A 15316-nucleotide genomic window follows, 5' to 3' on the forward strand; every position below is an offset into this window, starting at 1 on the left:
AGCGTGGGAACGATCAATATAGAGAGGGCGCCCAATGGGTGCCCTTTTTTTATGGGCGCCGTATGGGCTATCCTCGGGCTCTCCCGCGCCGCCGTTAGAGCCGGGTGTAGAGCAGGGAACCACCGATGATCACCAGTAAGCTGCCGAATGTCGGCATCACTATCTTCACTCAGATGTCTCAGCTCGCAGCGCAGACCGGGGCGATCAACCTGTCCCAGGGGTTTCCCGATTTCGATGCTCCCCAGGCGTTGTGCGATGCGGTCGGCCGGCACATTGCCCAAGGTCACAACCAATATTCGCCGATGACCGGCCTGCCGGCGTTGCGCCAGCAGATTTCAGCGAAGATTGCCCGCAGCTACGGCGTCAACGTGGATGCTGACCTTGAAGTGACGGTCACCCCGGGCGCGACTCAAGCGATCTTCTGTGCGATTCAGGCGGTTATCCACAGCGGCGACGAAGTGATCGTCTTCGACCCGTGCTACGACAGCTACGAGCCGTCGGTGCAGCTGGCCGGTGGCCGTTGCGTCCACGTGCAGCTCGGGCTGGATGACTTTTCCATCGACTTCCAGAAGCTCGCAGAGGCCATCACGCCGCGTACGCGGATGATCGTGATCAATTCGCCGCACAATCCAAGTGGCGCACTGATCAGCCGTGCCGAGCTGGATCAATTGGCGGATCTGATTCGTGATCGCGACATCTACCTTGTCAGCGATGAAGTCTACGAACATCTGGTGTTTGACGGCGTGCCCCACGTCAGCGTACTCAATCACGAAGAGCTGTATCAGCGCGCGTTCGTGGTCAGCTCCTTCGGAAAAACCTATCACGTCACTGGCTGGAAAACCGGCTACGTGGTCGCACCGCCAGCCCTCACGGCGGAACTGCGCAAGGTTCACCAGTACGTCAGTTTCTGCGGCGTGACCCCGCTGCAGTTTGCCCTGGCCGACTTCATGGCCGAACACCCGGAACACGTCGAAGAACTGCCAGGTTTCTACCAGGCCAAGCGCGATCTGTTCTGCGACCTGCTGGCACCGTCGCGCTTCAGCTTGACCCGTGTCACCGGCACCTATTTCCAATTGGTCGATTATTCGCAGATCCGCCCGGACCTCAACGATGTCGAGATGGCCCTGTGGATGACCCGCGAACACGGCGTGGCGAGCATCCCGATCTCGGTGTTCTACCAGAACCCGCCCGAAGGCCAGCGCCTGGTGCGCTTGTGCTTCGCCAAACGCGAGGAGACCCTGCGTGAAGCAGCGGAAAAACTATGCGTGATCTGAGTGCATTGCCCAACCTGAACATCGCGCTGATCCAGACCACCCTGGCCTGGCACGATCGCCAGGCCAACCTGGAGCATTTCGAGCAATTGCTGGAGCAGGCCCGCGGCGCGGATTTGATTATCCTGCCGGAGATGTTTACCACCGGGTTTTCCATGGAGTCCGAGACGCTCGCCGAAGCGGAAAACGGTCCGACCAGCAAATGGCTGCGGGTTCAGGCGGCCAAGCTTGAGGCGGTGATCACCGGTAGCGTGATTGTGCAGGCCGCCGATGGCAGTCACCGCAATCGCCTGCTTTGGGCGCGGCCGGACGGCGAGGTGTTGCATTACGACAAGCGCCACCTGTTCCGCATGGCCGGCGAGCACAACCACTACACCCCCGGCGAGCGTCAGGTGCAGTTCGAACTCAAGGGTTGGCGGATTCGGCCACTGATTTGCTACGACCTGCGCTTCCCGGTCTGGAGCCGTGATGCTCAGGACACCGATTTGCTGCTGTACACCGCCAACTGGCCGGGTGCGCGGCGTCAGCACTGGAACCGTTTGCTGCCGGCCCGGGCCATCGAGAACCTGTGTTACGTGGCGGCGGTGAACCGGATTGGCACCGACGGCAAGGGCTTTGCGTATACCGGCGACAGTCAGGTGCTGGACTTCCAGGGTGAGACATTGCTCAGCGCTGGCGAGGCGGATGGCGTGTTTCAGGTGGTGCTGGATGCGGCGGAACTGGCGGCCTATCGCACGCGGTTTCCGGCGAATCTGGATGCCGATACCTTCGAGTTCACCTAACCGATCGCTACCACGCTCTAACTGATCGTTCCCACGCTCCGCGTGGGAATGCAGCCCGGGACGCTCCGCGTCCCATTCGGGAGCTGGAACGCAGAGCGTCCCTTGAGGCATTCCCACGCGGAGCGTGGGAACGATCAACAAAAAGGCCCCAAGGTTTTCACCTTGGGGCCTTTTGCATTTCCGCGAACGCTTATGCCGCTTCTTTCGCTTCCGGCTGGCTCAACGAACGGTTCAGCGCGCTGAACAGTGCCTTGAAGCTGGCGGTGGTGATGTTTTCATCAATGCCCACGCCGTGCACCGCACGCTGACCTTCAACTCGCAGTTCAATGTAGGCCGCCGCCTTGGCATTGGTGCCCGCGCCGATGGCGTGTTCGTTGTAGTCCATGATTTCCACCGGGATCGGCAGACCGGCTACCAGTGCTTCCAGGGCGCCGTTGCCCTTGCCGCGCCAGTGCAGGTTGGTTTCGCCCTGGCCCTTGCCCGAGACTTCCACTTCCACCGAGCTGTTGCCGTTCTCTTCCTGCAAGCGATGGCTGACCAGCGCGTACGGGGTGTTGGCCTGCAAGTACTCGCTGTGCAGCAGCGCGTGGATTTGCTGGGCGGTCATTTCCAGGCCGAGGCGATCGGTTTCACGCTGTACAACCTGGCTGAACTCGATCTGCATGCGACGCGGCAAGCTGATGCCGTATTCCTGTTCCAGCAGGTAAGCGATACCGCCCTTGCCCGACTGGCTGTTGACGCGGATCACCGCCTCGTAGCTGCGGCCGATGTCGGCCGGGTCGATCGGCAAGTACGGCACTTCCCACAGGGTGTCCGGTTTCTGCTGGGCGAAGCCTTTGCGGATAGCGTCCTGGTGCGAGCCGGAGAACGCGGTGTGAACCAGGTCGCCGACGTACGGGTGACGCGGGTGCACCTGGATCTGGTTGCACTCTTCGACGACTTTGCGCACGCCGTCGATGTCGGAGAAGTCCAGCTCAGGGTGAATGCCCTGGGTGTAGAGGTTCAATGCCACGGTCACCAGGTCAACGTTACCAGTGCGCTCGCCGTTGCCGAACAGGCAGCCTTCGACACGGTCGGCGCCGGCCATCAGGCCCAGTTCGGTGGCGGCTACGCCGGTGCCACGGTCGTTGTGGGTGTGCAGGCTGATGATCACGCTGTCACGACGGTTGATGTGACGGCCGAACCATTCGATCTGGTCGGCGTAGATGTTCGGGGTCGCGCATTCGACGGTGGCCGGCAGGTTGAGGATCACCTTGTGCTCAGGTGTCGGGTTCCAGACTTCGATCACTGCATCGCACACTTCCTTGGCGAATTCGAGTTCGGTGGCGCTGAAGGTTTCCGGCGAGTACTCGAAGGTCCACTCGGTGTCCGGCTGCTGGGCGGCGTATTTGACGAACAGCTTGGCGGCGTTCACGGCGATGGCCTTGATCCCGTCCTTGTCCTGGTTGAAGACAATGCGGCGGAAAGAAGGGGAGGTCGCGTTGTACAGGTGAACGATGGCTTTCTTCGCCCCGCGCAGGGATTCGAAGGTGCGCTCGATCAAGTCTTCACGGCCCTGGGTCAGCACCTGAATGGTGGTGTCGTCCGGGATGTGGCCGTCTTCGATGAGGGTGCGCACAAAGTCGAAGTCGGTTTGCGAAGCGGCCGGGAACGACGCTTCGATTTCTTTCACGCCGACCTGCACCAGGGTTTTCCAGAAACGCAGCTTTTTCACCGCGTCCATTGGCTCGATCAGCGACTGGTTGCCGTCGCGAAGATCGGAGCTGCACCAGATCGGCGCGGCGGTGATGGTCTTCGACGGCCAAGTGCGGTCCGGGATATCGATGGTCGGGAACGCGCGGTATTTCGAAGACGGGTCTTTGAGCATGCTCATCGGGAAATCCTTATTGTGTGGGCCGAAAAAAGGCGGCCTGCCGGTGGATCAAAAGTTGTTGGGAAAACGTGTAAGGCGAGGCACCGCGATTCAGCCTGGCAGTCGTGCGCTGACGAGGCACAGGCTGCGGTGCTGGCGAAGCTGAATGAGGGTGTGAGAGGTTTTCATGTCTTCAACCCTAACCGCCGGGGTTGAGGTTGGCAAGCAGTCGAAAAAAATTGAGAGGAATACTCGAAAAGGCGGGATTGGCGAGATTTTATTGCTGGGATATGGGGCGATTGTTTTGATGTTTGCGCAGGGTTTGTGGGATGCGCAATTGAAGGTTGGTGATGGGGTGCCTGTGATTCCGCCTTCGCGGGCAAGCCTCGCTCCTAAAGGTTGTGTGCTGATTCGCGGTCACCGCGAACCTGTAGGAGCGAGGCTTGCCCGCGAAGAAGCCGGTAGCACCAGCGACTTTTTTAAGGCTGAAACGCCCCAATAAAAATCGCCGGATCCACCCGCGCATCATTCAGGCTGACGTTCCAGTGCATATGCGGCCCGGTCGCCCGACCCGTCGAACCGACCTTGCCCACCACGCCACCACGGGCCAATTGCTGCCCGACCTTCACATCAATTTTCGACATGTGACAGAACATGCTGATAAAGCCTTGGCCATGGTCGACAAACACCGTGTTGCCGTTAAAGAAGTAGTTACCAGTCAAAATCACCTTGCCCGCCGCCGGGGTCTTGATCGGCGTGCCCGCTGGCACTGCGAAGTCCAGGCCGGCATGTGGATTGCGCTCTTCACCGTTAAAGAACCGACGCACGCCAAACTTGCTCGACAGCGGCCCGTTGACCGGTTTGTCCAGCAGCAGGTTGCTCGGGGTGACGGGGCTGAAGCTGCGATACGCCTGGATCTGCTCGGCCAGTTCGCCTTCGATGCGCTTCAGGTTCTCCGGGTTTGGATTGACCTGTTGCGTGTTCTTCAGCGTGATGCGTTGTTCCGGGTATTTCTTGTTGCCGACGGTGAAGCTCAGATTGCGGCCACCACTGCTCACTTGCTGGGTGCCCGGTTTGACCGTCAACGGCACACCGACTATGGCCAGCCAATTGCTCTGTTCCTTGACCACCAGCACCGGTTTGCCCTGATACGTGGCTTTCGGCGCCTGGGCGGACGTGCCCAGGTCCACGACCGCCACGCCGCCCGGCACCGGTTTGTTCAGCTGGCGAGTGATGTAGCTGTCGGCGTGGGCGTTGAAGGTCAGGCACAGCAGGAACAGCGGAGCTAAGAAACGCGGCATGGATCAATCCAGTAAAGAAAGGGTGACAGGCGTCAGGTGATTGTCTTCGACACGCACTTGCAACTCGCCTTCGCCGAGCCGGGCGTTCAGGCGCTGGCCGGGGTGGGTCTGGGCGGCATTGCGAATCGCGTTGCCGCGCTCGTCCAGCAAAATGCTGTAGCCACGGCCAAGGGTCGCCAGCGGGCTGACCACATGCAGCGTCTGCATCTGACTTTGCAGTTGCAGGCGCCGGGCCTTGAGGCCTTCGCGCATCGAGCGGGGCAGGCGTTCGGCGAGGCTGTCGAGGCGTTGGCGCAGCATTGCCAGTTGCCGTCCCGGATGTTGCCCGGCGAGGCGGGTTTCCAGGCGGATCAGGCGTTCGCGACGGGTATTGAGGTTGCGTTCAAACGCGCGACGCAGGCGCATGTCCAGATCGTCCAGACGTTGCGCTTGCTGACGCAGGCGTTCACCGGGATGACGCAAACGGCGGGACATGCCTTCCAGGCGCAGGCGATCGCGCATCAAGCGGTCACGAATGCGCATCACCAGGCGTCGATGCAGGCTTTCGACCCGGCGCACCAAATCGCTGGAGTCAGGCGCCAGCAGTTCGGCGGCGGCAGAGGGTGTCGGCGCGCGAACGTCGGCCACGAAGTCGCTGATCGACACGTCGGTTTCATGGCCGACGGCGCTGACAATCGGCGTCACGCAGGCATCCACGGCGCGGGCCACGGCTTCTTCGTTGAAACACCAGAGGTCTTCCAGCGAACCGCCACCACGGGCCAGGATCAATGCGTCGAAGCCGCGGGCGTCGGCCAGTTTCAGTGCACGGACAATCTGTGCGGTGGCTTCGCGACCTTGTACGGCGGTCGGGATCAGCGTCAATTGCACCTGCGGCGCCCGACGGCGGAACACGCTGATGATGTCGCGGATCACTGCGCCGGTCGGCGAGCTGATGATGCCGATGCGTTGCGGATGGGCCGGCAGCGGTACTTTGCGCTCGGCACTGAACAAGCCTTCGGCGCTGAGCTTTTCCTTCAACGCATCGAAGGCCAGGCGCAGGGCGCCGTCACCGGCCGGCTCTACGGTGTCGAGGATCAACTGATAGTCGCCACGACCCTCAAACAGCGAGACCTTGCCCCGCACCTTGACCGCCAGGCCATCCTTCAACGCTTGGCGAACCTTGGCCGCGTTCTGCCGAAACAACGCGCAACGCACCTGGGCGCCGCTGTCCTTGAGGGTGAAATACACATGGCCGGACGCCGGGCGGGCGAGGTTGGAGATTTCGCCTTCGACCCAGATATTGCTGAACACGTCTTCCAGCAACACCCGCGCGCGGCCGTTGAGCTGGCTGACAGTCAGGACTTCACGGTCCAGGCCGAGTCTTGCAAAGGGATCTTTAATCATGGGGCGCATGATAAAGGCATTCTTCAGGGGAATGCACGATCCCCGGTAGGCGCAGCCTTCGTCAGCTCCTACAGGGATTGGGTGAATTGTTGGACCAATGCGGTGGGATTTTGCCGGCAGGCGAGGGCGACGGTGCTGTGGCAATCCGGGTCGGCCAGCGGCAGGAAGTGGATATCGGCCGGGGCGATGTCCTGCATCGACTCCGGCAACAAGGCAATGCCGAACCCGGCCTGGATCAATTGCAGTTGCGTGGTTTTGCGCGACACCACGCGCGCGGCCTTGGGAAAAAAGCCCTGGCGCATGCACAACTCGGCGGACAGATAGCTCAGGCCGCCGCGTTGCGGATGAGGAATCGAGATAAATGCTTCACCCTTCAACTGCGCCAGATCGATGCCTTGTCCCGAGTTATCCACAGCCAGCCGATGATTGGGTGGCACGGCGAGCAGTAAACGCTCGCTATATAAAGGCACAATCTGCACCCCTTCACGCTGGCGCAGCACCGGCAAGCGCAGCAAACCAACATCCAGGCGACCTTCGGCCAGCTCTTCGAGTTGCGCTTCGGACGACAGTTTGACGATGTCCATGGACACACCAGCGTGTTGATCCAGATAAGCACTGATGCCGCGTAGCAGCCGACCGCTCATCGGCACGGTGCTGGAATGGCTCAGGCGCAAAATACCGAGCTGGCCGTTGCCGACCTGGGTCGCCATCTCGCTGGCCTTGGTCAGCTCATTCAACAGGTTTCTGGCGCGGGGCAAAAACGCTTCGCCCGCGGCTGTCAGGCGAGGTTGGCGCGCGGTGCGTTCGAATAGCGGCGTTTGCAGACGGGTTTCCATGTCCTTGATTTGCCGGCTCAGGGCGGACTGCGCGATAAACAGGCGTTCGGCCGCAGCGCTGAAACTGCCGCACTCGGCGATTTCCACGAAATAACGTAGTTGGCGGGTTGAAAGCACAAGGCATGCCTTTTCGAGATGGGTGGGTGACTTTGAAGATATTAGTCGCAAGGCTCGACGCTGGCTAAAGTCATCACAGGTCTTCAAGGAAAAACCCTGCAAATGAATGTGCTTGAGTTGTTGAGCCAATGGCCGTTCGGCGCAACGGATTGGCTGGTGATCGGGCTGGGCATTGCCCTGGCGTACATCGTGTTTGGCATCGCCGGTTTCGGTACCGCACTGGTGGCGGGGCCGATCCTGATCCTGTTTATGCCGTTGTCGAAAATCGTGCCGTTGCTGGTGCTGCTGGATTTCGTCGCGGCCTTCGGCAATCTGCTGCCCTCGCGACGGGATGTGGCCAGGCCCGAGCTGTTGCGATTGCTGCCGTGCATGGCGGTGGGCTGCACGCTGGGGGTGATCTTCCTGCTGAATCTCCATTCCGACCTGTTACTGCTATTGATGGGCCTGTTTATCAGCACCTATGCGGTTTATAGCCTGTGGGTCAAAACCCGGTCGACGCAATTGTCAGCGGGTTGGGCGGTGCCGATGGGCACGGTGGGCGGGATGTTTGGGGCGTTGTTTGGCAGCGGTGGCTTTTTATATGCGATCTATCTGAACAGTCGCTTGCCCAAGGACGCGGCCCGGGCGACCCAGAGTGCGCTGATCAGTTGCAGCACCGTGGTGCGTTTGAGTCTGTTTGCCGTCGCCGGGGTGTATGCCGAGCTACCCTTATTGGTATTGGCCGTGTGCTTGTTGCCGGCCATGGCGCTGGGGTTGTGGATCGGCCGACGATTGACGATGAAGCTGTCCCGGGAGGCGTTCGTGCGGCTGGTGACCTGGTTGGTGCTGGCCAGCGGGATTGCTTTGATCGGGCGGTATTTGAGTACTTGACCTGAGTGTGTCAGGGATTAAGCTGCCGGCCGTTCTGACGTCTTCGCGGGCAAGCCTCGCTCCTACAAGGATCTGCGCGAAACCTGTAGGAGCGAGGCTTGCCCGCGAAGGCGCCACCCGCCACGCCGCAAAACTCCCCATTTGACGCAGTAGGCTTGCACCATGAATTCCCAAAGCATCATCGTCCCGAAAATTTCCACACTGCCGGTACACGAACCCCGGGCCCGGGCGGTCGTGCGTTGGCTGGTGCGCAAGAATATCGTCAAGGAAGAGCTGACCACCTGCGGGCGTACCGGCAATCGCATGGGTTACGCGCTGGCGGATGGCGCCCGGGCCGTGGTCCTGCACCCTGAAGCGCTGCCGTTCGGCGAACCGGTCAATGGCCTGGAAATCATCACCAAACGCTGCATCTACACGCCGGCCAAGGGTTTCCTGGAAGAGGCGGGATGCGCCGAGTGCCGCAAGGAAGTCGGCGAAGCGCTGTTCGAAAGCCTGGAAGAGTGGATGCCGGGCCGCACCGACAACTTCACCTGCCCCGAGTGCGGGCATGAAGATGACATCAACGGGTTTCTGTTCCTGCAGGAATGCGGCTTTTCCAACCTCGGCTTCATCTTCAACAACTGGGCCGAGGCGGGGTTCAAGCAGAGCTTTATCGACGAATTTGCCGATTGGCTTGACCAGCCTGTCAGCCTGGTGAAAGTCGAGCTGTAACCGAAACCGAAACCGTAGGAGCGAGGCTTGCCCGCGAAGCTTTTAGCGCCCGTGAAGACGCCTTCGCGGGCAAGCCTCGCTCCTACAGGTTTTTGGCGTGAAATACCCGTCGATCGACCGTGTCGATAATAGACAGAGTTTTACATTGAACCCGAGGGGGTGTCTGACTATAATGGCGCGCTTCCATTTTCCCGCTCGGGAGCCCCCGCGATGCTGCGTATCAGCCAAGAAGCTCTGACATTCGACGACATTCTCCTAGTGCCCGGTTATTCCGAGGTGCTTCCTAACGAAGTCAGTCTCAAGACCCGCCTAACCCGTGGCATCGAGCTGAATATTCCTCTGGTTTCTGCCGCCATGGACACCGTTACTGAAGCCCGTCTGGCAATTGCCATGGCTCAGGAAGGTGGCATCGGCATCATCCACAAGAACATGACCATCGAGCAGCAAGCTGCCGAAGTGCGCAAGGTCAAGCGTTACGAAGCCGGCGTGGTCAAGGACCCGATCACCATCGAGGCTGACGCCACGGTGCGTGAACTGTTCGAACTGACCCGCATGCACAACATCTCCGGCGTTCCGGTTTTGCACGATGGCGACCTGGTCGGCATCGTCACTTCCCGCGATGTACGTTTCGAAAACCGTCTGGACGCCACCGTCCGTGAAGTGATGACGCCTAAAGAGCGTCTGGTCACGGTCAAGGAAGGCGCCGACAAGAACGACGTTCGCGAGTTGTTGCACAAAAACCGCATCGAACGCGTGCTGATCGTCGACGACAAGTTTGCCCTCAAAGGCATGATGACCGTCAACGACATCGAAAAAGCCAAGGCTTACCCGCTGGCCAGCAAGGACGATCAAGGTCGTCTGCGCGTTGGCGCTGCGGTCGGCACCGGTAAAGACACTGGCGAACGTGTTTCGGCACTGGTTGCTGCCGGCGTTGACGTGGTGGTGGTCGACACCGCCCACGGTCACTCCAAAGGTGTGATCGACCGCGTTCGCTGGGTCAAACAGAATTTCCCTGACGTGCAGGTCATCGGCGGCAACATTGCCACCGGCGCTGCCGCCAAGGCCCTGGTCGAAGCTGGCGCCGACGCGGTCAAGGTCGGTATCGGCCCTGGCTCGATCTGCACCACCCGCATCGTCGCCGGTGTCGGCGTCCCGCAAATCAGTGCCATCGCCAACGTCGCCGCCGCCCTTGAAGGCAGTGGCGTGCCGTTGATCGCCGACGGCGGCATCCGTTTCTCCGGTGACCTGTCCAAGGCCATCGTTGCCGGTGCTTCCTGCGTGATGATGGGCTCGATGTTCGCCGGTACTGAAGAAGCGCCGGGCGAGATCGAACTGTTCCAGGGTCGTTCGTACAAGGCTTACCGCGGCATGGGTTCGCTGGGCGCCATGTCTCAGGCTCAAGGTTCCTCCGATCGTTACTTCCAGGACTCCTCGGCAGGCGCCGAGAAACTCGTTCCGGAAGGCATCGAAGGGCGTGTTCCGTACAAGGGCACCCTGAGCGCCATCATCCATCAACTGATGGGCGGCCTGCGTTCCTCGATGGGCTACACCGGCAGTGCCGACATCGAAGAAATGCGCACCAAGCCTGAGTTCGTGCGGATCACCGGCGCTGGCATGGCCGAGTCTCACGTGCACGACGTACAAATCACCAAGGAAGCGCCAAACTACCGCGTAGGTTGAGGCTTCCAGCAATAAGTTAAGTAACCGGGGCTGTTTTATTCAGCCCCGAGTTGTTTCTGAATCACGACTGTTTCTGAATTACTTAGACGAGACTGAATCATGGCCCTCGACATTCACGCCCACCGCATCCTGATCCTCGACTTCGGTTCCCAGTACACCCAGCTGATTGCCCGCCGCGTGCGTGAAATCGGCGTGTACTGCGAACTGCATCCGTTCGACATGGACGACGAAGCGATTCGCGAATTCGCTCCAAAAGGCGTCATTCTCGCCGGCGGCCCCGAGTCCGTGCACGTCGCCGACAGCCCGCGCTGCCCGCAAGCGGTGTTTGACCTGGGCGTACCGGTCTTCGGTATCTGCTACGGCATGCAGACCATGGCTGAACAGCTGGGTGGCAAGGTCGAAGGTTCCGAGCTGCGTGAGTTCGGTTATGCCCGCGTTGACGTAGTCGGCAAGAGCCGCCTGCTCGACGGCATCGAAGACCACATCGACGCTGACGGCCTGTTCGGCCTCGACGTGTGGATGAGCCACGGTGACAAAGTCACCAAGATGCCGCAGGACTTCCACATCCTCGCCAGCACCCCGAGCTGCCCGATTGCCGGCATGTTCGACGACGCTCGCGGCTACTACGGCGTGCAGTTCCACCCGGAAGTGACCCACACCAAGCAGGGCGGTCGCATCCTGTCGCGCTTCATCCTCGACATCTGCGGCTGCGAAGCCCTGTGGACGCCGTCGAAAATCGCCGAAGACGCTATCGCCAACATCCGCGCCCAGGTCGGCACCGACAACGTACTGCTCGGCCTGTCCGGCGGTGTGGACTCCTCAGTCGTTGCCGCGCTGCTGCACAAAGCCATTGGCGACCAGCTGACCTGCGTCTTCGTCGACAACGGCCTGCTGCGTCTGCACGAAGGCGAGCAAGTGATGGCCATGTTCGCCGAGAACATGGGCGTCAAGGTGATCCGCGCCAACGCTGAAGATCAGTTCCTCGACAACCTGGCTGGCGAAAGCGATCCAGAGAAGAAGCGCAAGATCATCGGCCGTACCTTCATCGACGTCTTCGATGCCCAGTCCAATAAACTGGACAACATCAAGTACCTCGCCCAAGGCACCATCTACCCGGACGTGATCGAGTCGGCTGGCGCCAAGAGCGGCAAGGCTCACGTGATCAAGTCGCACCACAACGTGGGTGGCTTGCCGGAAGAAATGAACCTGAAACTGGTCGAGCCGCTGCGCGAACTGTTCAAGGATGAAGTCCGTCGCCTGGGCCTGGAACTCGGCCTGCCGTACGACATGGTCTACCGTCACCCATTCCCGGGCCCGGGCCTGGGCGTGCGGATCCTCGGTGAAGTGAAGAAGGAATACGCCGACCTGCTGCGTCGCGCCGACCACATCTTCATCGAAGAACTGCGCAAGGCCGACTGGTACCACAAAGTCAGCCAGGCGTTCGTGGTGTTCCAGCCAGTGAAATCGGTTGGCGTGGTAGGCGACGGCCGTCGTTACGCCTGGGTCGTGGCCCTGCGTGCCGTGGAAACCATCGACTTCATGACCGCGCGTTGGGCGCACCTGCCTTACGAACTGCTGGAAACCGTCAGCGGCCGTATCATCAATGAAATCGAAGGCATCTCCCGCGTTACTTATGACGTGTCGAGCAAGCCGCCGGCGACGATTGAGTGGGAGTGATTGGACGCCCGGCCCTGATCGGCACTGACTAGCGTGCAGCGCTAGATTCGGAGGAGCGCAGGGAAGGGGGTTAGCCAATGCCAGTCAGTTATGCTGACTGGCATTTTTGTTTCTGGGGGAAAGCTACGAAGCAAGAGCTGTGGTTTTCAATGAACGGCAAAGGCTGGCGTAGGTATTAGAGAAACTGTGATCGAATCAGATCCGTATCGAACGGTGTTATCCCTTGATCAGGCGCAAACACCGCCTGCGCCTGCTGCGGCGAAGCGACTCGTTCCCCCCGTGCGCGTACATGTAAATCGAACAGCGTCTCCAAATCAGGCCGTGGTGTATGCACCAATGCCCGCAGCATCAACGATATTCCACTGAGGTTGTTTCCGACGTTGTTCCACCGCGGAGATGAAGTGAGCCCCAGATCAGCCCAAATCATGCGTCGTTCCTGCAAGTCCATCACGAATGGCAGACAGATAACCGTGTCGGAAGCGATATCGATACGGTCGACCACGGATCGCGGCTCGAATACTTCACCTGACGCCGCGTCGGCGCGGGCCATCCAGCCAGCGAAGCATTCTGGAAGATCGCAGTACGGCTGCTCGGTGTATGAGTTGATAGACGTGACGACATAGCGAATGCCCTTCTCGACGAGGACATCAAGGTCGAGGTCGATGAACTCCGCAGCCCCGTTGGGCGCGTCGACGATGTCGCCGCTGTGGTAGCCGCCGAAATCCTTCAGGTTGTAGTACGCGACCGTTTGTGTGAACACGAAGTTGGCGTCGAAAAAAGCGGCTGACAAGTCAATGTCAGTGCGTTCACGACCGTTTTTCCACCACAGGAACAGGCGAATAAAACGTGTGTCAGGCATATGCAACCGACTGCCCCGCACCAGCGTACGAAGCGACTTCGATGAGGCACGCTGTGCCAGCGGCACTTTGTATTCGCTTAATGCTGGATCGATGAAGCAGCGGCCTAGTGGCGGCAGCGACGCAAAACGCATTACGAGAGCGTCCTCGCAGATTCGGGCAGCCCGAGCCAACACGTCGGGTGCGAGAGGTTCGCGTCGATCCTTGATGCCATAGATTTTGGCGAATGAACCTTTCGGTGTGAAGGCCCGCAGGGGCAGGGGGCGCGGAGCGCGTACCTGGGCCAGCAACTGCAGCAGGACAGGTGACGACACTTGTGTCGCAACAGCCTCGAACGCGTCTAGAACAGGCTCTGGTTCCGTCGCGCGTCGTAGGGTCGCGTCCAGACGTCGTGCGAACTCACCAGGACGGCTCTGTAGTATGAGCGTCAGCGTGGCGATGTGACGCTGGGCAAACAATGTTTCGACACGTGATCCAAACGAGGCTGGCGCTTCGTTGTGACGCGCCGCCGTGATGGCGGCGAGCGCTTGTGGGTATTTGTCGGCGTAGTCGCCCGGATGCAGTACTTCCGCCAGGCGCTTCCAGCGCTCAACATGCCGCATTACGTCTTCTGTAGCGTTGGGAATGTGGTCGAGCAGGCGCAACAGCAGACGGCGCATGGAGCGCTTCATCGCTGTGAAACGTGTCGAAGCTGTCGCCAGCGACACGTCTCCTCCATTCAGCGCTACCGCGAGTCGTAGCACGTCAGTCGCCGTTTCGACATTTCGCTCCAGGAATGCGTCCACTCGTGCATCGTTGGCTACATGCTGGATAAGTGCGCCGCCAAGCTGTGCACGAATTTCCCGAAACGGGACGACCTCCGGCAGCAGACGGAACACATCGCTTTTGTACTCTCGAACAAACCAGACGACATCGGCAGTTTCCTGTTCGGAGAGCGAGGTGCGCGATGAAACCAGCGGCTCGAGCAATGACTCGAACTCAGCGACGCTACCCGGTTCGATAACGCGGGATATGAAGTTGCCTTCAAGCATCGCAGGTCGCGAGTGTTCACTGGGTGGTAAACGCCGAAGCGTGAGGTAGTGCATGACGGCGTTAAGGTACAACTCCGCCTCTGAGGCCGTCAGAACTTGCTCTGGAAAGTCAGGATAAAACGGTCGGTGGTGCACATGAGCGCCATTCTCCCGCCGGAGGACTCTGACAATCTCACGCAGCCAATGCTTGAGTTCTGTCGGTGACAACCTGCCGAGTTGCTCAATCAGAGGCTCTGATAGTACGCATCGGAACGCTGCGACTTCCCGGACAGCCGACGCGACCTGAGCGCGCGTGGCACCGCCAGTGCCCATCGGGACGTGAACTCTGGTACGGCGACGAAGGAACAGCTCCTGATTCATCCTTGATTTTCTCCCTTGGCCGCCGTCGTGAACGAGCCGCAGCATCGTGTCTACAGCCGATATAAAAACGCCTGCAAGAAGCAGGCGCGGTGTGGAGAGCGGAACCCCTAGGTCATAGGAGGTTTAGAAGGAAGGTGTTCCATAGCCACGAAGGCATTCTACGGGAGGTTGTTTTTGTTTGTCAGGTCGCTGCATAACTCAACGGTAACAAGCTGCTTCGCCAGAAGAATAGGGGCTGATGATCGACAAATCGCTTGTCCATCGTCCAGACAAGTGGCGGCGTTATTGGCCAAGTGTGCCTTCAAGGTCGGCGAAGTTCCCACAAGGTCAGCCGGACTATCGTAGTGTTCCAGCCAGTGAAATCGGTTGGCGTCGTTGGCGATGGCCGTCGTTACGCCTGGGTTGTAGCCCTGCGTGCCGTGGAAACCATCGACTTCATGACCGCGCGTTGGGCTCACCTGCCTTACGAACTGCTGGAAACCGTTTCCGGTCGCATCATCAATGAAATCGAAGGCATCTCCCGCGTTACTTATGACGTGTCGAGCAAGCCGCCGGCGACGATTGAGTGGGAATAAGCTGAACAACAAG

The 15316-nt window shown here is 60.1% G+C and carries 12 protein-coding genes and 1 pseudogene; 8 read left to right on the top strand and 5 right to left on the bottom strand.

What is annotated here, in order from left to right; genetic code table 11:
* The first annotated feature begins 125 nt into the window (after window positions 1–125).
* Complete coding sequence (locus tag HKK53_RS26750; protein ID WP_169373243.1) at window positions 126–1274, top strand: pyridoxal phosphate-dependent aminotransferase; 1149 nt, start codon at window positions 126–128, stop codon at window positions 1272–1274.
* The gene (locus HKK53_RS26755) at window positions 1262–2053 is read left to right on the top strand and encodes an amidohydrolase (RefSeq protein ID WP_123509369.1); all 792 of its coding nucleotides are present in this window, start codon (window positions 1262–1264) and stop codon (window positions 2051–2053) included. The genes HKK53_RS26750 and HKK53_RS26755 overlap by 13 nt, the downstream gene beginning before the upstream one ends.
* A 190-nt stretch (window positions 2054–2243) precedes the next feature.
* On the opposite strand, the gene leuA is transcribed toward HKK53_RS26755, so the two are convergent.
* Window positions 2244–3926 (bottom strand): 2-isopropylmalate synthase, encoded by a 1683-nt coding sequence (gene leuA / locus HKK53_RS26765; RefSeq protein ID WP_054045357.1) that lies wholly within the window; start codon window positions 3924–3926, stop codon window positions 2244–2246.
* 166 nt (window positions 3927–4092) lie between these two features.
* Here leuA and HKK53_RS26770 point away from each other — a divergent pair, with 166 nt between their 5' ends.
* The gene (locus HKK53_RS26770) at window positions 4093–4407 is read left to right on the top strand and encodes a hypothetical protein (protein ID WP_169368745.1); all 315 of its coding nucleotides are present in this window, start codon (window positions 4093–4095) and stop codon (window positions 4405–4407) included.
* Here the strand turns inward: HKK53_RS26770 and HKK53_RS26775 are convergent.
* From HKK53_RS26775 to HKK53_RS26785, 3 genes are all read right to left on the bottom strand, one after another.
* On the bottom strand, window positions 4385–5206 hold the full coding sequence (locus HKK53_RS26775; RefSeq protein ID WP_169373244.1) for a M23 family metallopeptidase: 822 nt from the start codon (window positions 5204–5206) through the stop codon (window positions 4385–4387). The genes HKK53_RS26770 and HKK53_RS26775 overlap by 23 nt on opposite strands.
* A 3-nt stretch (window positions 5207–5209) precedes the next feature.
* Complete coding sequence (gene xseA / locus HKK53_RS26780) at window positions 5210–6589, bottom strand: exodeoxyribonuclease VII large subunit (RefSeq protein ID WP_169374297.1); 1380 nt, start codon at window positions 6587–6589, stop codon at window positions 5210–5212.
* Between the two features lie 68 nt (window positions 6590–6657).
* Complete coding sequence (locus HKK53_RS26785; RefSeq protein ID WP_169373245.1) at window positions 6658–7542, bottom strand: LysR family transcriptional regulator; 885 nt, start codon at window positions 7540–7542, stop codon at window positions 6658–6660.
* 102 nt (window positions 7543–7644) lie between these two features.
* Here HKK53_RS26785 and HKK53_RS26790 point away from each other — a divergent pair, with 102 nt between their 5' ends.
* The 4 genes from HKK53_RS26790 to guaA all read left to right on the top strand — a co-directional run bounded on the left by HKK53_RS26790 (window position 7645) and on the right by guaA (window position 12480).
* Window positions 7645–8412, top strand: a complete 768-nt coding sequence (locus HKK53_RS26790; RefSeq protein ID WP_169373246.1) for a sulfite exporter TauE/SafE family protein — start codon at window positions 7645–7647, stop codon at window positions 8410–8412.
* Window positions 8413–8574: 162 nt separating this feature from the next.
* Window positions 8575–9123, top strand: a complete 549-nt coding sequence (locus tag HKK53_RS26795) for a sugar ABC transporter ATPase (protein ID WP_169373247.1) — start codon at window positions 8575–8577, stop codon at window positions 9121–9123.
* A 210-nt stretch (window positions 9124–9333) separates the two neighbouring features.
* Window positions 9334–10803 (top strand): IMP dehydrogenase, encoded by a 1470-nt coding sequence (guaB, locus tag HKK53_RS26800; RefSeq protein ID WP_133840191.1) that lies wholly within the window; start codon window positions 9334–9336, stop codon window positions 10801–10803.
* 99 nt (window positions 10804–10902) lie between these two features.
* Complete coding sequence (guaA, locus tag HKK53_RS26805; RefSeq protein WP_074873964.1) at window positions 10903–12480, top strand: glutamine-hydrolyzing GMP synthase; 1578 nt, start codon at window positions 10903–10905, stop codon at window positions 12478–12480.
* Window positions 12481–12655: 175 nt separating this feature from the next.
* Here guaA and HKK53_RS26810 read toward each other — a convergent pair whose 3' ends face one another.
* Window positions 12656–14728 (bottom strand): TerD family protein, encoded by a 2073-nt coding sequence (locus tag HKK53_RS26810; RefSeq protein ID WP_169373248.1) that lies wholly within the window; start codon window positions 14726–14728, stop codon window positions 12656–12658.
* 320 nt (window positions 14729–15048) lie between these two features.
* On the opposite strand from HKK53_RS26810, the pseudogene HKK53_RS26815 reads away from it, so the two are divergent.
* A pseudogene (locus HKK53_RS26815) lies at window positions 15049–15303 on the top strand (GMP synthase (glutamine-hydrolyzing)); the annotation flags it as partial.
* Between the last annotated feature and the right edge of the window lie 13 nt (window positions 15304–15316).

The sequence above is a fragment of the Pseudomonas sp. ADAK7 genome, from assembly GCF_012935675.1.
Lineage (GTDB): Bacteria > Pseudomonadota > Gammaproteobacteria > Pseudomonadales > Pseudomonadaceae > Aquipseudomonas.